The 18,742-nt window shown below is 58.4% G+C and carries 18 protein-coding genes and 1 pseudogene; 12 read left to right on the top strand and 7 right to left on the bottom strand.

The genetic code is table 11. The features are described from left to right. Positions 1 to 132: 132 nt before the first annotated feature. Positions 133 to 972, top strand: coding sequence for an ArdC family protein (locus tag NE851_RS02500; RefSeq protein ID WP_368411026.1), 840 nt, complete (start codon positions 133 to 135; stop codon positions 970 to 972). Here the strand turns inward: NE851_RS02500 and NE851_RS02505 are convergent. Genes NE851_RS02505 through NE851_RS02520 form a run of 4 tightly spaced genes read right to left on the bottom strand, consistent with a single transcriptional unit; the run spans position 867 to position 3,564 of the window. Continuing rightward, complete coding sequence (locus tag NE851_RS02505; RefSeq protein WP_254956053.1) at positions 867 to 1,475, bottom strand: DNA-3-methyladenine glycosylase I; 609 nt, start codon at positions 1,473 to 1,475, stop codon at positions 867 to 869. The genes NE851_RS02500 and NE851_RS02505 overlap by 106 nt on opposite strands. A gap of 3 nt (positions 1,476 to 1,478) precedes the next feature. Beyond that, positions 1,479 to 1,766, bottom strand: coding sequence for a YciI family protein (locus NE851_RS02510; RefSeq protein WP_254956055.1), 288 nt, complete (start codon positions 1,764 to 1,766; stop codon positions 1,479 to 1,481). Between the two features lie 51 nt (positions 1,767 to 1,817). After that, positions 1,818 to 2,441, bottom strand: coding sequence for a TetR/AcrR family transcriptional regulator (locus NE851_RS02515; RefSeq protein WP_254956058.1), 624 nt, complete (start codon positions 2,439 to 2,441; stop codon positions 1,818 to 1,820). 31 nt (positions 2,442 to 2,472) lie between these two features. Continuing rightward, entirely contained in the window at positions 2,473 to 3,564 is a 1,092-nt protein-coding gene (locus NE851_RS02520) for an alkene reductase (protein WP_254956060.1), read from the bottom strand. A 239-nt stretch (positions 3,565 to 3,803) separates the two neighbouring features. Between NE851_RS02520 and NE851_RS02525 the strand changes: the two genes are divergently transcribed. The 4 genes and pseudogenes from NE851_RS02525 to NE851_RS02540 all read left to right on the top strand — a co-directional run. Next, entirely contained in the window at positions 3,804 to 5,024 is a 1,221-nt protein-coding gene (locus NE851_RS02525; RefSeq protein ID WP_254956290.1) for a site-specific integrase, read from the top strand. Further along, the gene (locus NE851_RS02530; protein WP_254956062.1) at positions 5,021 to 5,959 is read left to right on the top strand and encodes a tyrosine-type recombinase/integrase; all 939 of its coding nucleotides are present in this window, start codon (positions 5,021 to 5,023) and stop codon (positions 5,957 to 5,959) included. Before NE851_RS02525 ends, NE851_RS02530 begins: the two co-directional genes overlap by 4 nt. After that, positions 5,956 to 6,948: a tyrosine-type recombinase/integrase gene (locus NE851_RS02535; RefSeq protein ID WP_254956064.1), complete on the top strand. Its 993-nt coding sequence runs from the start codon at positions 5,956 to 5,958 to the stop codon at positions 6,946 to 6,948. The genes NE851_RS02530 and NE851_RS02535 overlap by 4 nt, the downstream gene beginning before the upstream one ends. Positions 6,949 to 7,058: 110 nt before the next feature. Further along, a pseudogene (locus tag NE851_RS02540) lies at positions 7,059 to 7,358 on the top strand (zincin-like metallopeptidase domain-containing protein); the annotation flags it as partial. Positions 7,359 to 7,827: 469 nt separating this feature from the next. Here the strand turns inward: NE851_RS02540 and NE851_RS02545 are convergent. Next, positions 7,828 to 8,379 carry a DUF2087 domain-containing protein gene (locus tag NE851_RS02545; RefSeq protein WP_097545231.1) on the bottom strand — a complete coding sequence of 184 codons (552 nt, stop codon included), beginning with the start codon at positions 8,377 to 8,379 and terminating at the stop codon, positions 7,828 to 7,830. A gap of 638 nt (positions 8,380 to 9,017) precedes the next feature. Between NE851_RS02545 and NE851_RS02550 the strand changes: the two genes are divergently transcribed. Continuing rightward, a complete protein-coding gene (locus tag NE851_RS02550; RefSeq protein ID WP_028756649.1) occupies positions 9,018 to 9,683 on the top strand; it encodes a transcriptional regulator in 666 nt (221 codons plus the stop codon). Between the two features lie 115 nt (positions 9,684 to 9,798). Then, entirely contained in the window at positions 9,799 to 10,332 is a 534-nt protein-coding gene (locus tag NE851_RS02555; RefSeq protein ID WP_028756359.1) for a hypothetical protein, read from the top strand. A gap of 258 nt (positions 10,333 to 10,590) precedes the next feature. Here the strand turns inward: NE851_RS02555 and NE851_RS02560 are convergent, their stop codons facing one another. Next, positions 10,591 to 11,478 (bottom strand): GntR family transcriptional regulator, encoded by an 888-nt coding sequence (locus NE851_RS02560; protein WP_028756358.1) that lies wholly within the window; start codon positions 11,476 to 11,478, stop codon positions 10,591 to 10,593. Positions 11,479 to 11,577: 99 nt separating this feature from the next. Here NE851_RS02560 and NE851_RS02565 point away from each other — a divergent pair, with 99 nt between their 5' ends. The 3 genes from NE851_RS02565 to NE851_RS02575 all read left to right on the top strand — a co-directional run bounded on the left by NE851_RS02565 (position 11,578) and on the right by NE851_RS02575 (position 14,391). Continuing rightward, on the top strand, positions 11,578 to 12,633 hold the full coding sequence (locus NE851_RS02565; protein ID WP_174824425.1) for an ABC transporter permease: 1,056 nt from the start codon (positions 11,578 to 11,580) through the stop codon (positions 12,631 to 12,633). Next, on the top strand, positions 12,630 to 13,394 hold the full coding sequence (locus NE851_RS02570) for an ATP-binding cassette domain-containing protein (RefSeq protein WP_028756648.1): 765 nt from the start codon (positions 12,630 to 12,632) through the stop codon (positions 13,392 to 13,394). Before NE851_RS02565 ends, NE851_RS02570 begins: the two co-directional genes overlap by 4 nt. A gap of 79 nt (positions 13,395 to 13,473) precedes the next feature. Then, a complete protein-coding gene (locus tag NE851_RS02575) occupies positions 13,474 to 14,391 on the top strand; it encodes a sugar ABC transporter substrate-binding protein (RefSeq protein ID WP_028758526.1) in 918 nt (305 codons plus the stop codon). Between the two features lie 316 nt (positions 14,392 to 14,707). Here the strand turns inward: NE851_RS02575 and NE851_RS02580 are convergent, their stop codons facing one another. Then, a complete protein-coding gene (locus NE851_RS02580) occupies positions 14,708 to 15,817 on the bottom strand; it encodes a LacI family DNA-binding transcriptional regulator (protein ID WP_028756395.1) in 1,110 nt (369 codons plus the stop codon). Between the two features lie 333 nt (positions 15,818 to 16,150). On the opposite strand from NE851_RS02580, the gene NE851_RS02585 reads away from it, so the two are divergent. Together NE851_RS02585 and NE851_RS02590 are read left to right on the top strand one after the other, a co-directional pair. Next, positions 16,151 to 17,113 carry a sugar-binding protein gene (locus NE851_RS02585; protein ID WP_028756645.1) on the top strand — a complete coding sequence of 321 codons (963 nt, stop codon included), beginning with the start codon at positions 16,151 to 16,153 and terminating at the stop codon, positions 17,111 to 17,113. 78 nt (positions 17,114 to 17,191) lie between these two features. Continuing rightward, a complete protein-coding gene (locus NE851_RS02590; protein WP_254956074.1) occupies positions 17,192 to 18,733 on the top strand; it encodes a sugar ABC transporter ATP-binding protein in 1,542 nt (513 codons plus the stop codon). Positions 18,734 to 18,742 lie beyond the last annotated feature (9 nt).

Genomic DNA, 18,742 nt, shown 5'->3' on the forward strand with positions numbered 1-18,742 from the left:
CGCGCCGCCCGCAACGGCCTTGCCGTCCTCCACTACGTTGCGGCCCTGCGGGTGCAGGCTGCGCTTGCAGCCTGGCTTTCGGACCGCCGTAGCAGGTCGCGATGGCCGCGACCTCGAAACGGAGGTTCAGACATGAGCAGGCAGCCATCCCATCAACGATCCGATATCTATAGCCGCATCACCACCAAAATCATCGCCGATCTCGAACGTGGCGTGCGGCCGTGGACCAAGCCCTGGACGACGGGACATGCGACGGGCGAGGTCAGCCGGCCACTGCGCCATAACGGTCAACCCTATTCCGGGATCAACGTCCTTCTCCTCTGGTCCGAAGCCATCGCCCGTGGTTTTGCCTCATCAAGCTGGATGACGTTTCGCCAGGCAATCGAGCTCGGCGGCGCCGTCCGCAAGGGCGAAACCGGCACAACCGTGATCTTCGCCAGTTCGTTCATCCGCACTGAAACGACGGAGACTGGCACTGAGGTCGAACAGGATATTCCATTCCTCAAAGCTTACACAGTGTTCAACACCGATCAGATCGCCGGTCTCGACGGGCGTTTTGATGACATCGCACCTGTCGTCGATCCAATGAGCCGCATCGGCAATGCCGGCCGCTTCTTTGCCAATACCGGTGCGCTGATCCGGCACGGAGGTACGGCTGCCTATTATGCCGCTCAGCGTGATTACATCCAGATGCCATGCCTGGATGCCTTCAGGGACGATGCCTCCTATGTCGCCATCCTCAGTCACGAGATGACGCATTATGCCGTAAGCCGGATTATGCCGAATCTGATGAGAACGACACTGGAATTAAACACTAACTCCGCCTTGATGGTCGGCATAATAGCTACCGGTTTGCTTTCCGTTGGCTACACTGGTCGCTGGAAATCCGCTCTCGCCTCTTCGACAGAAGCCCTGATCTCGCATCCCCAAGCGTGGTCGTTGATGAGCCCCATTGCCTGCATGAAGGCGTAGACGGTGGTTGGCCCGACGAAGGACCACCCACGCTTTTTTAAATCTTTCGATAGCGCGATTGAAGCTGCGGAAGTCGATGCAGTCTGCGGTTCGGCGCAATCTTCACGTCTCGGCTCGAAGCGCCAGATGTAGTTGGCGAAGGAGCCCTCCGCCTTGACGAGTTCTTGCGCACGCTTCGCATTGTTGATGACAGCATTGATTTTGCCACGATGGCGCACAATTCCCTCGTCCTTCAAGAGTCGTTCGATGTCGGCGTCATTGAATTGCGCGATGCGGTTGAAATCGAAGGCCCAAAAGGCAAACCTGAAGTTCTCGCGCTTGGCCAGGATTGTTCGCCAGCTCAAGCCCGACTGAAAGCCTTCGAGGCAGAGCTTTTCGAACAGACGAAAATCGTCGAAGACCGGAAAGCCCCACTCGGCGTCATGGTAATGAAGAAAGTGGGGTGCGGCCGCACACCAACGGCAGCGCAGCCGCCCGTCATGACCCAGGACAGTTCCGCTCATCAATTACCCTTTCAGGAACATAAGCCGTTCATCAAGCCGGCCTGGGGTGACTTCGTGGATCTCGGCGCTCACCACACGCTCTGCCACGAACGGATCCTCCTGAACCAACGCCTCAAGGCTTATCCGATCAATGTTGTGAGCGAGAAGTGTACCTCCCGCGTTCGGCTGCAGGCTGCCTGCAAGCAGAAAAGTTCCGCTGTCGAAACCTCTTTTGATCCAGGCATTGTGTCCCTCAAGAAATTGAGAGGCCTGCGGCTTGTTGTCGGAAAACCTGAGAAATACGATAAACATGAACTGTCCCGTTTCTTGAGCTGTGATGGAATGAGAAAGACACGCGCCTCGTTATGTCGCGTTGAGCGGTTTCGTTCGAGGCAGCTTATCACCGGTCGGTTTTGACGCCTCGGCAGCGATATCCTTCAACCAGCCCTTCATCTGATCGACCTCGCGCTGAACGAAGTCTTGATCCTGGAATGCATTGAAAAGGGTCGCTGCGCCCTGACACCGGGAGAGAAGATGCATGGCAAGCACATCCGCATCGGCTTCTCGACCCAGTGTTACGAACTGACGGCGAATCCATGTCCGAAACAGCGTGAACAATCTGCCGGCGTCTGGCTGCGCTGGATGGTTCAGTTTCGCAAGCTCGCTCGTCAAAGTCCCGATCGGGCATCCATACAGTTTGATCTTATCCCCATTCACAATCAGGATATCGATGAAGCTGCTGATCCGCTCTACAGGTGTTTCGCCCTCTATCTCCCATCGCTCCACCATGGCATTGCGATCAGCGAGGCGTTTCTGGATCACCGCTTCGAGAATGTCGTCCTTCGTTTTGAAATGGTGATAGAAGTTGCCGCGAGAAATCTTCACCAGCTCGGCAATGTCTGCAAAGGACGTGTGATCAAATCCTCTGCGATAGAACAGATCGTCCGCTACGCCGACGATCTCCTCACGTGTAGCCCGATTGGCCATCGTAGTAATTCCCTGTTGGTCTTCGGACGCCTTAGGCAGCAGAGGCCTCTTCGCCCGTGAAGAACGGATAATCAGTATATCCGGCGTCGCCCCCACCATAGAACGTCGCTGGATCAGCCGTGTTCAATGGCAATCCCTGCCGGTAACGCCGTACGAGATCAGGGTTGGCGAGAAAGGGGAGGCCGAATGCCACGAGATCGGCTTCGCCATTCGCGATTGCCTGCTTTGCGCGGGCTAGGTCATAGCCGTTGTTCGCGATATAAGTGCCAGCGAAACATGCCCGAAGAGCGCGATAGTCGACCACAGACGATTTTGCTGACATGTCTCCTTGTAGAACGTGGACGTATGCAACCCCTCGAGCCCCAAGCTCCCTGATGACGTATTCGAAATGAGCTTGCGGGTCGGAATCGACCATGTCGTTGAAGCTGTTCTCTGGTGTCAGGCGCACACCAATTCTCCCTACGGGCCAAACTTCACTGACGGCGTCGAGGATCTCGTTCAGCAATCGCATACGGTTGCCGACACTGCCGCCGTACGCGTCACCTCGCCGGTTGCTGCCGTCGCGCAGGAACTGGTCGATTAGGTATCCGTTCGCTCCGTGAATCTCGACCCCATCGAATCCCGCGCGCTTTGCCAACGCCGCGGCATGTCGAAACTGAGCGACGAGACCTGGAATCTCTGCGAGCATTAGTTCGCGCGGCGTCACAAAATCCTGCATCCCGGCGTATGTGACTGCCTTGCCGGCTGGACGAACCGGCGATGGCGCGACCGGGGGAGCTTCTTCCGGCTGGAGGCTGGGATGGGAAACCCGGCCGCAGTGTTGCAGTTGCACGAAAATACGGCCTCCTGAGGAATGCACGGCGTTGGTCAGTCGCAGCCAACTGCTCACGTGTGTGTCGGTGAAAAGGCCGGGAGTGAAGGGGTAGCCAACAGCCTCGGGAGAAACAGTAGTGGACTCGGCGATGATTAAACCGGCTGAAGCCCGCTGTTGGTAGTGCGAAACCATAATGGGCGTCACATTGCCACCACCGTCGGCGCGGTTGCGCGTCATTGGCGCCATCACCATGCGATTGGTCAGCGGCAAATCACTTAGCTGAAAGGTATTGAAGAGATCGGCGATCATGAAACTTCTCCACGACTAGGTCACTTGTCCTAGTTTGGTAATTAGGTCAATTGTCCTACTCTGTCAACATCGATATATCTTCCCTACCGACATGTGGCAAACCACCCTCTTGCGGCACTCCCGGCGTGCCGTAATCAGCTCGACCACGTCATGTCTGCCAGCAGGTCAGCAAAGGCCGGTATCGAATTGATGTAGAGTTGTTGAAGAAGATTGTTGCTCCACCAACCCGGAGCACAATGATGGACATATCCAACCGATTTACCTGCCTTGAGCCCTATCTCGCCTCTTTCGAGGAAAGCCTCTCCGCCAAGAACTACAAGCCTGCCACCGTGGAGAACTATCGTTACCTCCTGCGGCGCTTTGGCCAACTGCTGGAAGACGAGGGAATTGCGCCGTCAGGTTTGACGACAGAACTTGCGGTCGAATTGGGTCGGCGGCTGCCGACGACACCAAAGAGCCAAAACAAGGTTCCCAACCTTGCCAGGCTATTTGTCGAGCACCTGATCGAAATCGGCGTAGCGACGCGACCGCCACTCACTGCTGCGCAAGCCGAACGCCGAGAGCTTCTCGGCAACCTTGAGCTTTACCTTCTGCGGCAGCGCGGCCTCAGCCCACGGTCCGTCAAACACGTGCTGGGGTTTGCCGCCCGCTTCCTGGCTCATCGCTTTGGAGACGGTGGGCTCGATCTTGCTGTGCTCAGCGCCCGCGACGTCGTTGCGTTTATGGAGCATGTTATCGCGCGCAAGACGCCCTACCGCGACAAGACGTTGTCCACGCATCTGCGTGGCTTCTTCCAGTATCTGTTCGCCCGAGGTCTGACCACCACCAACCTCTCGCTCTGCGTGCCCAGGGTGCACAAGCCTTGGGGCGAGAGGCTTCCGCGATATCTGTCGCCCGACGAAGTGGATGCCCTTCTGGCATCGGTCGCGACCAATCCGCGGCGTGGCGCCCGTGACTACGCGATGTTGCTTTTGATGGCCAGGCTCGGCATGCGCGCGCCGGAGGTCATGGCGATCCAGCTCGATGACATCGACTGGCGGGCCGGCGAGCTTCTGGTTCGCGGAAAGGGTCAATGTCATGACCGTCTGCCAATCCCGCCAGACGTCGGCGAGGCAATCAGCAGGTATTTGCGCGACGAGCGAACGTCAACGACAACCCGCACGCTGTTCGTGAGCCATCGGGCACCGAACCGCCCGTTCAAGGATAGCCAGATCGTCAACTCGATTTTGCGGGAAGCGTTCGCGGCAACCGGGGTGAAGCCGCCGACACCCTATGTCGGATCGCATGTTCTGCGTCACAGCCTTGCGACAAACCTGGTTCGGTCCGGTGCCTCGCTGGAGGAGATCGGCGATCTGTTGCGGCATCGATCGCGTGCAACAACGATGATCTATGCGAAGCTCGACACGGATGGATTGCGCTCCATCGCCCAGCCTTGGCCGACTGTGGAGGCAGCGCAATGAGCTTCCTCGCCGAACAGCATCGCTACATCAGCATCAGAAGACGGCTGGGTGCCGACCTGAGTACGGACGAACGCATTTTGCGTCGCTTCACCGCCTTCGCCGATAACAATGGTGCGGAGTACGTCGATACCAGATTGATCATGCGCTGGCTCGAAAGCCTGCCCTCCGCCAGTGCCGGAACACGAGGCGCTCGCTTCCGGGTCGCTCGTCAATTTGCCCTCTGGCTACACGGCATGGATCGGCGGCACGAGGTTCCGCCCCAGGGGTTGGTGCCTGCTCATGTCCAACGGGTACATCCATACATTTACAGCGACGCCGAAATCATTGCGATTATCGAGCATGCCAGCACGTTGCCATCAGTCTACGGCATCCGCGGTCTCACCTGTTCGACGCTCTTCGGCCTGATCGCCGTGACCGGACTTCGGATTAACGAAGCCCTGCGTCTCGACCAGACCGATCTCGATGTTGAATCGGGCGTCCTTCGTGTTCGCTTCGGAAAACTTGGCAAGGAACGGCTTTTGCCGCTGGATCAAACCGTCGTGCACCAACTGGAGATTTATAGGCGTGAACGGGACCGGCTATTAGGGCACAGATCAGAGCCCATGTTTGTCACGTGCGATGGCCATCGTCTCGGCGATTGCGGCGCACGCTACAACTTCGCGCTCGTCTGCCAGCAGATCGGTTTGAGGCCGAGGCAGGCTTACAAGCGCCATGGGCGCGGGCCACGTATCCACGACCTTCGCCACACCTTCGCGGTTCGGACGATGCTGAACTGGTATCGTTCCGGCCAGGATGTCGGGCGCGAGATGATCAAGCTCACGACCTGGCTCGGTCACGCAAGCCCCGCCAATACCTATTGGTATCTGGAGGCGGTTCCGGAATTGCTGGAATTGGCTTCCGCCCGAATAGCAAGGGCGGCGGAGGGGGAGCTATGAAGGCGAGCAGTTTCCCCGCACTCATCCAACGCTTCTTCACTGACCGGCTATGCACACAGATGGAGGCAAGCCCCCACACCATCGCCGGCTACCGGGATACATTCCGGCTGCTGATACGCTACGCTGGCTCTCGGCGTGGAAAGCCGCCCACGAAGCTGACGATCGAAGATCTTGACGCCGATCTCGTCGCCGACTTCCTAACCCACGTCGAGACGGCGCGCGGTAACACGGCACGAACCCGCAATACGCGCCTTGCCGCAATACGCTCATTCTTCCGATACGTTGCGATGACCGATCCGACCTGGCTTCTTCATTGCCAGCGCATTCTCTCGATGCCAAGCAAGCGATACGTGAAGCGAAGTGTGACGTTCCTGGACGCAGAGGAAATAGCGGCGCTGTTGGCCGCGCCGGATCGAACGACGTGGGTGGGGCGACGTGATCACGCCCTGCTGTTGCTTGCGCTTCAGACCGGATTGCGGGCCTCCGAGCTGATCAGTCTGCGCTGCAATGATGTGGTCCTTAGCACCGGCGCCCACATCCGGTGCATCGGGAAGGGGCGAAAGGAACGCAGTACGCCTCTTCGTCGCGATACGGTAAAGCTGATCCAGGGTTGGATTGGGGAGCGCCGTGACAGCGACAGTCCCCTGTTCCCCTCGATCCGGGGCGAGCGGCTCAGCCGTGATGCGCTTGAACATCTGGTGCGCAAGCATTGCCTCACGGCATCCCGAGCATGTCCGAGCCTCAAGAGCAAGCGCGTAACGCCGCATACCTTGCGACATAGCACGGCGATGGAACTGCTTCATCACGGCGTCGACCAATCCGTGATTGCGCTCTGGCTTGGGCATGAATCCGTGGAAACGACCCAAATCTATATCCACGCCGACATGCGGTTGAAGGAGAAGGCGCTCTCTCAAGTCACCAGGCCGGAAGCCCATCCAGGACGATATCAACCCAACGACGAACTGCTCGCGTTCCTAGAATCGCTCTGATTATGCCGAACCGTCGCATGGCCGAATAGAGGAGTTTCCACCCTGAAGATCGGTCATGCGGCATAATCCGGCTTACGGCATAATGGCAATTATGCCGATATCGGCATAAGACGCACTGGACCGGCGCACCACGAAGGCTTGATCGCGATCTCAGCCGCTACGCAAAAGGCAGGAGCGAACGTGCCCGTGAGGAGCTGATTGCCGAACTCGGCAGCGCGTTTCTCTGCGCCGATCTCGGCATCGTCCCCGAGCTCGAACCACGACCCGACCACGCAAGCTACCTCGACGGCTGGCTCAAGGTTCTGGGCAACGACAAGCGTGCCATCTTTTCAGCGGCAGCACATGCGCAGCGCGCCGTCGATTACCTGCATTCCTTGCAGCCGAACCGCGACGAGGAGGAGGCGGCGTGAGCCGCCTCTGCCTCATCCATGAGAGACGCGCATCACGGCAACGGTCCGCTAGCCACGCGACAAACGCGGCTAACCACCGTTGCTGTAGATATCGACGCGCTGACAGCCGCAGCTAGCAGAGGGTTCCTGACCTCTTGCTCCATCGCCTCCAAGTTCTCCAGACCACGTCCAAGCTCGACAGGCAGCCGGAGCAACAGGTTGAACCAGGAGCGACGAAAAGCCGAGGTGAAGCGAGCTCCTTAACTCCCCACGCACAGGTTCGATCCCTCACAAGACGCTGCCGGTCACCGGTCGAAAGACCTGAACTCCAGCAATCAGCCCCACATAGCCTGTCAGATACATCCGCCTGACGGATGGGCCAAATTTCGCTTGCATTCTTTGCGAGACGAGCCTGGGTCGGACTTCATCATAAAGCCCTCGCCACCGCCGATCACGAGAATGGGATCGGGATCAGTGCCGATTGGACTGATCAGCGCAAGATAAGACGGAGCGCCGCTGCCGCGTCGCTAGGCATTGGTCGTTCGACGCGTCTGTAGACTCGTCCGTTCGGCGTCCGGGTCATCAGCCCGAGATCACAGAGCTCGCGGCGCAGAAGTGCGTAATCGCCGAAGTCATGGCGCTCATTGAGCAGGATGTTTACATCTGGCTCAGAGAACTCGCGTGCTGCCGGAATCTGCGCCCACAATATCCAAAGCGCAACGATCTGGTCAGTGCGTCGCGCCGGCCAACGCAGCAATCGGCCGCCCTTGTCAAAGCAGCGGGCAATTCTCTCCACCAGCCTCTGATTGATATCGGAAGGTTGCTGAAACAGTTTGTCGTCGGGTGGGCTTGGTGCCGGATCCCCCGCACCTTTCACCGTCGCTCGCAAATTCTGGAAATTGCCGAGCCCAGCAGCTTTGGCGAGGATATTCAACAATTCGAGGTGGGACGGGAGTCCATCTTGGTTGGACAATTGCGATCTCACCGATTTGGCAAACGTCGAAACGTCGCTCAGATTAAGCGGTATCAGTTTTCTGGACATGACCTATCCTTCGGTCGTGCCGTCCAAAAGGATCATCGGCGATCGCCCTTCCGACATGGCACGGATTGGTGTCCATATCTATCTTGACAGGCAGGTTTAGCGTGTTCGGGGGAACGGCGATGCCTGGGTGAACTGCGGACCCGGCGTCGCACATAGCATCCAGTATTAGAGAGTTCAAGTGGAACGGAGGACCCTTGACGGTTCTGCTACGGAGCGCGGAATGATGCGCGTCCATCCTGTCGATTGTAGACGGGCTCTAGTTGTCACCCGGATCATTATGCTGTCCCTCGCGACGATAAGCGGCTCATAATGATCTGATATACCAACCTAATGCGTCCTGATCTAAGGGCTTGCTTATTGAACCCCCGAACAAGGCCGCGCATACTGGAGATCCCCGCTGATTGCCTCGCAAGAGCGACCCAGCACAATCATACGCTTTCGGTCGTGTTTTGAAGCACGGACAGGACATCTCCCTCAACGTCGTGATGACTTCGAGCGGAGGACGATCCGTCAGAGCCGTGTGCATGGCGGGGCGCGTCATGGGTCTAGACCGGCAGCGCGACAGCCGTTATCTACGGAGTCCGTCGCGGTGCTGAAGACATCGCTGGAACATCACCGCAGACACCCAAGGCCTCTTAGTGAAAAAACTCCAACGCAGTTTTGTTGTCGAACACAAATCGGGTCGGCGAAGAACCGAGAGCAAATCGAATTCGATCTGGGGAGACATGGATCTCAAGTCCATCGCTCAAGATGTGCAGGAAGAGGCAATGCTCTTTCCGCCGGTAGGCTTCCAGGTTGGCAAACCAGGCGGTGAGCTATCTCTGCCCGAACGGGGACAGCCGGGAGTGTTGACACTGCCGGCCCGACAGCGGACAACTGAAGCGGCTTTACAGGAGACCATAATGGCCGACGAACGAGATACGACAATTGTTGCTGACGCCCCAGCGGTAACGGCTCCCGCGACGATTAAGAAGCAGCGCAAACCTCGCGCAAAAAAGGTGGCCGTTGAAACCCGGTCAGCCGAAGTTGCGGCAGAGCCCGCGGATGCTGCCAAGACGGCAGCCGGAAAACCGAAGAGAGGACGCAGGGTCAAGGCCGATGACGTCGTGAACAGCGCCAAGCGTGGGCGAATCAAACGGACTCCGAAGGCGGTGCAAATCGAGAGCGCACCTATAACGGGGGTGATCGATGAGATGGCGGACCTACTGCAGCTGGAAGAGGAAAATCGAGGACTGCGTAAGCTGTTGGCTGAGAAGCTTCGCGCCGAAAATGCCGAATTGCGAAAGCGGCTCAACCTCGTTTGACCAACGGTTGCCGGCACATTTCCGTGTTTATGGAGATGTGCGTCTGGCGACAGTTCCCGTTGCCGCCAAGACTTGAATTCGCAACTGCATGTGGGGTAACGCGAGGTCGAATAGAATGGCGTCTCCATGGAAACTTCTTGCTCGGTTGGTGTCACCGCGACGGCTTCCGAAGGAAGAAAACAACTCGACCGGTGATGTGACGCCGGAAATGTCGACCGTCGACAGGCCGACTGCACCGGCGGACGACGAAGGATTGCGATTCACAGACCGCCCAGCAGGCGAGGAGCTGCGGCCTCACGATCAATCTGGTGCGAGGTCTGGTGAGCTGCAGGAACAGGGCGCGCCGGTTATTGAAGGCGCCAAGCCGCTGGAAGCTGCTAATTCGGTTGTATCTGATGACACCGACGTGCTCGCATACGACGCTTCGAGACCCTCGCAGACCCGCCGAGGCGCAACCCGAAAACGGGGCAGCCGCAGCAGGAAAGCCGAGACTGGGGTCGTTCGGCATGAGTCTCCAGGCGTTCCCGCACTGTCTGATGAAGCGATGAGCCTCGATAAAGAGATCAGCTTGCTCCGGGAGCAACTGGCGAACAAGCTTCAACTGCAAAACGCACAACTGAAGCGGATGCTGGCGCGATTTGAACGTTGAAGCTGTCGGTGGCTCGAGCTCCAAGCAGAGGGGCTCGCCATTGCAGGAAGCATTTTCCGCCGCGCGGTTGTGGGGGATGGCTTGGACGACCTAATTGTTGTCGGAGATACATCCGCACGCCAACGGGACCCCCCTTGCTGCGCAGCGGCAGATCGTCTTTTTATGCTTTTTCCGTGATCGGCACATCGGCGGACGAGACACTTCAAACCAATCAAGCCTTTTCCGCATTGGACCATGAGTGCCGCGTGCATCTCAAGGTTACTGCATGATCGAACGAAGCAAAGTCTCGCGGGCGGACGTCAGATGCAGTCGACAGGCGCGATCGATCGAGGCGACGTTGCGGCTTTCAAGGGCTTCGATCAACGCGAGATGTTCCCTGATGGCAACCTCGTTCCGCGCGCGTTCATCGCGCTTGTTCCACTGATAATGGTAGTGGAAGACCATGGCGATAACGTCTTGGAAGCTTTCGATAAAGCGGTTTGGCGCGACTGCCGTAATCAGCCGGTGAAATCGGCTGTCCAGCTCCGAGAAATCCTGAAATCGAGCGTCAATATCTGCGAGCAGCTCCAAATGCGCCGCTCGCATGGCCTGGATCTGTTTCCAGACGGGCGACCCGTCGGGCAGGGTGGCGAACAGCCGGGCGGAGCGCATTTCGAACATCTCTCTGATCTCGAACAGTTCGAGCGCGAAACTGGCCGTGAACCCTTTAAAAACCCAGCCGGCATTCTGACGCTTCTCGATCAGCCCATATTTCTGAAATCGGTTGAGAAATTCACGGATAATCGTTGTCGCGACGCCGAATTTCCGGGCCAATTCCGTCTCATTGATTTCTGTGCCCGGACAGGCATCACCGCGCAGCATCCATTCCATGAAGCTCGTCTCGACCTGTTCCGAAATTGCCAAGGTCTCTTCCTTCGGATAGCGCTCTTTCTGCCGCGGCTGCTTGCGTATAATCCGTCGGTGGGCTTCAGACATAATGATCCCACGTGCGGCCATCCCTGCCAGCACCTTTCGCACCGTTGTTCTGCTCACGCCAAGCTGGGCGCGCAGTGCGTTTTCGGACGGCAATTCCTCCCCAAGATCGAGTGTTCGAATGATCTCGATCATATCATTGAATGCCCGCTTGAATGTCGTATCGGTTCTCATGGCGCAACTCCAGGTATGGTTTGATATCCATAAAAAACAAGTTGACGTACGTGTATCATATGTTTCTTATGTATAAAAAACAGGGGAGGCTAGGGGAAATTGGAAGACTCCGGGATTCTGCCTCAGAATTCGTCGCGGCCTGGTGGTTCGCAAGCAACCTTCCGCCCGAGACAATCTGGCATCTCATTGGGACTGAAGCTGTTGAGCCTTGGCCCGTTGTTGATCCTGATATTGCTCATCGCCGTCGTCAGTTTGATCACGCCGGCTTTTCTAAAGCCCGTTAACCTGGGGAACATCTTGGCGCAGACGGCAGTGATTGCCGTTGTGGCGATGGGGCAGCAGCTCGTTATCCTGACGCGAGGGATCGATCTGTCTGTCGGCTCGAATCTTGCGCTGGCGACAGTCATCGGCGGACTCGTCTACCAGCAGGTTGATTCCTCAATCGTCGTCATTACGGCCATGCTGGTTGCGGGTACGGCTGTCGGTGCGGTCAACGGCGTGGTCTTTGTCTACGGGCGGCTGCCACATCCTTTTATCATTACCCTTGCAAGCTTGAGTATCTGCCGCGGCCTGGCACTTGCATTGGCGCCAGGCCACACCACCATGCGCGGAATGCCCGACGCTGTGACGGCGATCGGCGGCGGTACGACGCTTGGCGTGCCCAATTCATTCTTTGTCGTCGGCATGTTCGGGCTTCTTTTTCTGATCCTGACGAAGTCGATGGTCTGTGGCCGATGGATCTATGCGGTCGGCGGCTCGCCGAGTGCTGCCAGAAGCATGGGCATACCGGTAAGGGGCATTTTGCTTTCGACCTATATTATTTCCGGCTTTTGTGCAGGCCTCGGCTCGGTGCTGCTCGCGGGCCGGACCGCCGCCGCCTCGCCAATCTACGGCAATCTTTTGGAGCTCGACACGATTGCTGCGGTGATTATCGGTGGCGCTAGCTTCCTGGGCGGACGAGGTCATCTCGGCCACGCCCTGATCGGCGCCGTGCTGATCGGCGTCATCCGCAACGCCCTTAACCTTCTCGGCGTCGACGTGTTCTTTCAAATGATCGCGATTGGGCTCGTTATCGTCATCGCCGTGGAGGCTGACGTGCTCCGTAACCATCTTGAAGCACGCGCCCGCGTGCTTCAATCGGCGAGCGCACGATGAGCCCGACATCCATCACACCGGCACTTTCGGTTCGAAACGCCCAGAAGCGCTTCGGCGCAATACACGCCCTGAAAAATGTAAGCTTTGATGCCTATTCAGGTGAGGTAACCGCTCTCTTGGGTGACAACGGCGCCGGCAAGTCGACGCTCGTCAAATGCATTAGCGGGCTTCATAGCCTCGACGAAGGAGAAATCCTCGTGGATGGTGCTCCCGTATCGCTCCATTCGACGGCAGCCGCCCGCCGCGCCGGCATCGAAACCGTCTATCAGGATCTGGCGCTTTTCGACAACCTGACCCCCGTACAGAATTTCTATTGCGGACGGGAAGTCGCTTTTCCCTCTTGGTTGCCGCGTCCGCTCCGCTTCCTCAACACGGCCGCGATGAGGCAGGAAGCGGCGAGTGTTATCGATCGTCTGAAGGTTAAGCTGCCGAGATTCGATGCGCCGGTCGCGCTGATGTCCGGCGGACAACGACAGGCGATCGCGGTCGCGCGCGCCATAGTTTTTGCGCGCAAGCTGGTGATTCTTGACGAACCGACGGCCGCCCTCGGTCTTCGCGAGTCTCGCCAGGTTCTTGACCTTATCAAACAGCTCAAAGCCGACGGCAACGCCGTGATCATCATCACGCACAACATGGAGCATGTGGTCGAAATCGCCGATCGGGCGGTTGTGCTTCGGCAGGGTCGGAAGGTGGGCGAATTGAAGCCAACGGAAGCAAACAAGCAGGACGTTGTCGCGATGATTGTCGGCGCCGAGGCTTAAGGGAGATCGCTGCTTCGTGGGGGCAGCGGACAACGAGATCGCTCTAGAGGAGGGCGGTCGAAAACGTGGGAGGTGTATCATGAAACCGCAATCCCTGCTGGGAGCTCTTGCGCTCCTGGCCGTCGCCGCAGTCCCGTCCTTGGCGCAGGAGCCGGTGAAACTCGGCTTTATAACGAAATTCCCCGTACCGTTCTTTGCAACAATGGAGAACGCAGCCAAAGAATATGCAAAGAGAAATCCCGGGGTAGAGATCATCTACGGCCAGGGTGCGTCCGCAACCGACATCGAGGGCCAGATTGCACAAATCGAATCAATGGTGACTCGAGGGGTGCAGGGCATCGCCCTCACGCCTGTCGATCCCACCGTGTCGACAGCCCTGGACAAGGCAGTGGCGGCCGGTATCAAGGTCGTGCTGATGGATAACAATATTCCGGATTGGAAAGGCAGGACGGCGCTTGCCACGACGGATAATTTCGCTGCAGGCAAAATCGCCGGCGAATATCTCAAAACTGTTCTTAAGGCCGGCGACACCATGGGGATTCTTGAGGGCGTGCCCGGCGTGCCGGCGCTTGATGACCGTGTGAAGGGTATGCTTGAGGGGCTCAACGGTCTTGACGTCAAGATCGTCGGGAAAGGCGCCACAAACTGCAGCGAGGAACTCGGGATCAGTGTCGCCGAGGATCTGCTGACGAAGAACCCAGACCTGAAGGCCATTTATGCCGCTTGCGGCCCGCCCGCTGCCGGAGCGGCGCGCGCCATCAAGAACGCCGGCACTGCCAACGACAAGATTGTGCTGGTCGGTTTCGACTTCTGTTGCGGTGAAGAGGAGGCGCTAAAGAGTGGAGTGGAGGATGCGTCGGTGGCGCAGTTCCCCACCAAGATGGCTGAACTCGGTGTGGATGCACTGGTAAAGGCGATTCGCGGAGAGAAGGTCGAGTCTTTGATCGACTCCGGCGCGGCGCTGGTGACGCCTGAGAATATGGCAAAATTCCAGTGAACCGTTGCTCCTGCGGGTATTGGATCAAGCAAACGGTCCGTCCTTCTCGGGCGGGCCGGACGTTTGACCACTCTTTGCGCCCTCTCCTCAGTTCGCTTGAATTTCCCTGGCAGGCTGGATGCCGATGCCCCGTACCGCAATCGACCTTCGTCGGTCGTCGACTTTTCGTCGCCGCAGCACCTATTGTCTCTTTCGGCTTTTTCAACCGGTGTCGTGACCGGTTCGGTCACGGCCATGTGGTCGCTGCGAACCAGGGAGAGCGGTCAATTTTCCGGCCCAGAGCCGGCCGTGTTTGGCGTTGGCGCAGACCCGAGAGCTATGGCTGAGCATGCGCCCCATCGTGGATCAGCCGCGCTGCGGTTCGCGGCGCGGCGACGGAATGACGCTTCACGAGAGAGCATTCGAGCTTTGCGATCGGATAGCGCTTGCCGGGCACGCTTTCCGGGTTGAGATGTTCGATCGCCCATTGCCCCATGGCGAGATGTGGAAGAACCGAAGTCGTCAGCGGAGGTACGAGATGTCGCGAAATCTCTTCGTCATCATAACCCACCACCGACATGTCCTGGGGAATGCGGAGCCCTGCGTCTTTCAGCGCTTCGTAGCACCCGATGGCCGTGCGGTCGTTCTGGCAGAAGATCGCGGTCGGCGGCTCTGCCAGGGCAAGCAGTTTCATCGTGGCGGCATAGCCGGCGCCAGCCGACCAGTCGCCTTCAACCACCAAGTCCGGATCGAAGGGTATATCGGCGGTGGCCAGCGCCCGGCGATATCCCGTCAGCCTATCCTGCGCAGCCTGCATCCAGATTTCGCCGGTGATCGTCGCGATGCGATGATGGCCGTGCATGATCAGATGCCGCGTCGAGCTTTGGCCTCCGGCGATCTCGCTCGGCACCACGGCAGGAAAGGCATGGTCCGCCGTGTAGCAGTTCAGCAATACTGTCGGGATTTTCAGCTTGTAGATATAAGAAGGGAGCTCGATCTGGCGGGTATAGATCGTCATATAAATAAGGGCCGATATGCCCCCGTTCGTCAACGCCTCGATTGCCTTCGGCTCCATGACAGGATCGCCGAGCGTCTGTGTTACCAGCAGGACATTGCCGGCGTTCCAGGAGGCTTGCCGTGCGCCTTCGATCGCGACGATCGCTTCCGGGCTGGTGGCAAGCTGATCCACCGCAAAACCGATCACATTGTCCGTTCCCGAATAGGAGGCCGTCGTCGTGTAAGTCGGTCCCACATAGCCGAGCGCACGCGCCGCCTCCCAAACCCGGTCGCGCGTCTGCTGCGAGATTCGGGTGCCGGGCGTATCATTGAGGACGAAGGAAACGGCTGCCTGCGAGCAGCCCGCCGCCGCGGCAATGTCTGTCATCGTCACGCGGGCAGGCTTTTCGGCGGGATGCCTGTTCCGCTTTTGGACCGTTGGTTTTCGCATTCTTGGAAATTGTCTCCGATTGGGATTGATGGGCACGGCAGCTAATAAACATTAGCAGTCATTCGAAAGCGCTGACAATGGAGTGAACTGCCGTAACGCTATATATTCTAGCATTTTCCAGTAAAAAAATTGCGCATGATATAAAGTATGATCAAATGTTTTGATGCAGGTTGATAATACTATTTACTAATTAAGATAATTGTATACCGTCGGGGAGCGATCGGAACATATGCCACTCGTCGCTCGCGCGACGGCCCCAGGGAGGGGGCGTGCATCCGGCCGGCCGCTCATCGCAAACGGGCCAATGCAACCGCGGCCCTCGGGAGGTATGTTATGAAGAAGCTGAAACGCAATGCAGCCTTGTTCTTCGCCGGGTTGATGCTGAGCACGGCGCCGATTGCCGTATCCCATGCTGCCGACAAGCCGACACTTGCATTCGTCGTCAACGGCGCGTCCGACTTCTGGAAAGCTGCAGAAGCGGGCGTGAAGAAGGCCCAGGGCGAAATGCCAGACTACCAGATGGAGCTGAAATACCCTGAGCAGGCATCGGTCGCCGTTCAGCAACGCCTGATGGAAGACTTGGTCAGTGCTGGCGTCAAGGGTATCATGGTCTCTGCGGTCGATCCAAAGACGCAGACGGACGGCCTGAATAAAATTGGCTCGCAGACCGCTCTCTTCACCACCGACAGTGACGCCCCGCAGACCAATCGCGTCGCCTATATCGGTTCATCCAACATCGACGCTGGCCTGCAGGCAGCCGAAATCGCCAAGAAGGCGATGCCGGACGGCGGCAAGTGCATCGGCTTCGTCGGCCTGCTCGGCGCCGACAACGCCAAGGAACGCATCCAGGGCATGAAGGATGGCCTGAAGGGCACGAAGATCGAGTTGACCGATGTACGCGGCGACGATATCGATCAAACGCGCGCAAAGAAGAACGTCGAGGACGCGCTGGTGGCCAGCCCTGACGTCACTTGCATGGTCGGCTTCTACTCCTACAACACGCCACGCATCTATGAGGCGCTGCGCGACGCCGGCAAACTCGGCCAGATTACCGTCGTCGGCTTTGATGACGATCCGATCACGCTCGGCGGCGTCAAGGAAGGCACCATCGCGGCGACCGTCGTGCAGCAGCCGTTCGAGTGGGCCTATCAGGGCATGAAGCTGATGGCAGCCTATCTCAAGGGCGACAAATCAGGCGTTCCCAGCAACGGCTTGATCATCATTCCGACCGTGATCATCGGTAAAGATGACGTTGACAAATATGCCGCCAACCTGAAGGCCATGGCTGGTAAATAACCCTCCTTCGCGGCGGGGCACTTGCCGCCGCCGCGAAAGACGTCTCATGCCGACAGCTTTAGCAGCCATGGACAGGCGATGAACCATAGTTCCGACATTCCGTCACCGGACGCGCTTGCAACGCCGTTCCTTTCGCTTTCCGGCGTTGGCAAGACTTATCCAGGTGTCGTTGCCCTTGAGGGCCTGTCGATCGACATCATGCCTGGCGAGGTCATCGGCCTCGTTGGCGAGAACGGGGCTGGAAAATCGACGCTGATGAAGATTCTCGGCGGCGTGATTACCCCCGACCGAGGAACGATCATGCTCCACGGGGCAGAGCTTCGTTCCCTCACCGTGGAATCGAGCATCGCATCCGGCATTGCCTTCGTGCACCAGGAACTCAATCTCTTTGAGAATCTCGACGTTGCCGCCAATATCTTCCTGGGCCGCGAACCGCTGAAGGCCGGACCTTTCAAGCTCGTCGATCGAGATCGACTGCGAGACCTGGTCAAGCCGCTCCTGAAGCGCGTTGGGGCGCATTTTTCCGCCGACACACCAGTGGCATCGCTTTCCCTGGCCGAGCAGCAGATGGTGGAAATCGCCAAGGCGCTATCCATCAACGCCAGGCTCGTCATTTTCGACGAACCCACGTCGAGCCTGCCGCTGGCCGAAACCGAACGGCTCCTGAGCATTATCAAATTGCTGAAAGCGGATGGCATCAGTGTCATTTTTATCTCGCATCGCCTCCACGAGGTTGAGCGCGTCGCAGACCGGGTCGTGGTCCTGCGCGACGGCACGCTGGTGGGCACACTCGCCAATCAAGACATCGGCCACGATCAGATGGTCAAGCTGATGATCGGTCGGGTGCTTGCGGCGCGAACCGCAAAACCGCAGCGCTCGCCCGGCTCGGTTGCGCTGAAGGCAATCGGCGTGCGCACCGAGGCCTATCCCGGCCGTCCCGTTGATCTGGAAATCCGGTATGGAGAAATCATGGGGCTTGCAGGGCTCGTGGGCTCGGGCCGCACCGAGCTTGCAAGGGTCCTCTTCGGCATTGATCGGTGCTACGGCGGAGCCATCCTGCAGGACGGGCGGCAAATTGCGGTCAAATCTGCCCGGGACGCCGTCGACCGCGGCATTTTCCTCGTGCCGGAGGACCGCAAGCGCAACGGCATTCTTCTTGATTTCCCGATCGCCCAGAACATAACCCTTGCCGATCTCCCCAAACTCTCCAGCCGCTTCATGCTCTCCGCTGAACGGGAGAAGGCGGCGGCCGAAAAGCAGCGCGTTCGTCTCGGTATCAAGGCGCCCTCGGTTTCGACGCGAACCGGCACTCTGTCCGGCGGCAATCAGCAGAAGGTGGTGCTTGCCAAATGGCTATCGATGAGCCCCAAGGTGATGATCTTCGACGAGCCGACACGCGGCATCGATATCGGCGCGAAGAACGAGATCTACGGCCTGATGCGAGCGCTTGCCGATGCGGGAGTGGCGATCCTGATGATATCCAGCGACATGGAAGAGGTGATCGGCGTTTCGGACCGCATCGCCGTCATGCATGAGGGCCAAATCGCCGGCATATTGGAAGAGGACGAAATCAGCCAGGAAAGCGTCCTTTTGCTTGCTGTTGGTAAACGGGTAAAATAGCGGCTGCGG

The sequence above is a fragment of the Rhizobium anhuiense bv. trifolii genome (assembly GCF_024346605.1).
In the GTDB taxonomy this organism is placed as follows: domain Bacteria; phylum Pseudomonadota; class Alphaproteobacteria; order Rhizobiales; family Rhizobiaceae; genus Rhizobium; species Rhizobium anhuiense.

Excerpts from the sequence above, each read along its gene's own strand:
- NE851_RS02500 (WP_368411026.1), top strand. The coding sequence starts at position 133 with ATGAGCAGGCAGCCATCCCATCAACGATCCGATATCTATAGCCGCATC.
- NE851_RS02505 (WP_254956053.1), bottom strand. The coding sequence starts at position 1,475 with ATGAGCGGAACTGTCCTGGGTCATGACGGGCGGCTGCGCTGCCGTTGG.
- NE851_RS02510 (WP_254956055.1), bottom strand. The coding sequence starts at position 1,766 with ATGTTTATCGTATTTCTCAGGTTTTCCGACAACAAGCCGCAGGCCTCT.
- NE851_RS02515 (WP_254956058.1), bottom strand. The coding sequence starts at position 2,441 with ATGGCCAATCGGGCTACACGTGAGGAGATCGTCGGCGTAGCGGACGAT.
- NE851_RS02520 (WP_254956060.1), bottom strand. The coding sequence starts at position 3,564 with ATGATCGCCGATCTCTTCAATACCTTTCAGCTAAGTGATTTGCCGCTG.
- NE851_RS02525 (WP_254956290.1), top strand. The coding sequence starts at position 3,804 with ATGGACATATCCAACCGATTTACCTGCCTTGAGCCCTATCTCGCCTCT.
- NE851_RS02530 (WP_254956062.1), top strand. The coding sequence starts at position 5,021 with ATGAGCTTCCTCGCCGAACAGCATCGCTACATCAGCATCAGAAGACGG.
- NE851_RS02535 (WP_254956064.1), top strand. The coding sequence starts at position 5,956 with ATGAAGGCGAGCAGTTTCCCCGCACTCATCCAACGCTTCTTCACTGAC.
- NE851_RS02545 (WP_097545231.1), bottom strand. The coding sequence starts at position 8,379 with ATGTCCAGAAAACTGATACCGCTTAATCTGAGCGACGTTTCGACGTTT.
- NE851_RS02555 (WP_028756359.1), top strand. The coding sequence starts at position 9,799 with ATGGCGTCTCCATGGAAACTTCTTGCTCGGTTGGTGTCACCGCGACGG.
- NE851_RS02560 (WP_028756358.1), bottom strand. The coding sequence starts at position 11,478 with ATGAGAACCGATACGACATTCAAGCGGGCATTCAATGATATGATCGAG.
- NE851_RS02570 (WP_028756648.1), top strand. The coding sequence starts at position 12,630 with ATGAGCCCGACATCCATCACACCGGCACTTTCGGTTCGAAACGCCCAG.
- NE851_RS02575 (WP_028758526.1), top strand. The coding sequence starts at position 13,474 with ATGAAACCGCAATCCCTGCTGGGAGCTCTTGCGCTCCTGGCCGTCGCC.
- NE851_RS02580 (WP_028756395.1), bottom strand. The coding sequence starts at position 15,817 with ATGCGAAAACCAACGGTCCAAAAGCGGAACAGGCATCCCGCCGAAAAG.
- NE851_RS02585 (WP_028756645.1), top strand. The coding sequence starts at position 16,151 with ATGAAGAAGCTGAAACGCAATGCAGCCTTGTTCTTCGCCGGGTTGATG.
- NE851_RS02590 (WP_254956074.1), top strand. The coding sequence starts at position 17,192 with ATGAACCATAGTTCCGACATTCCGTCACCGGACGCGCTTGCAACGCCG.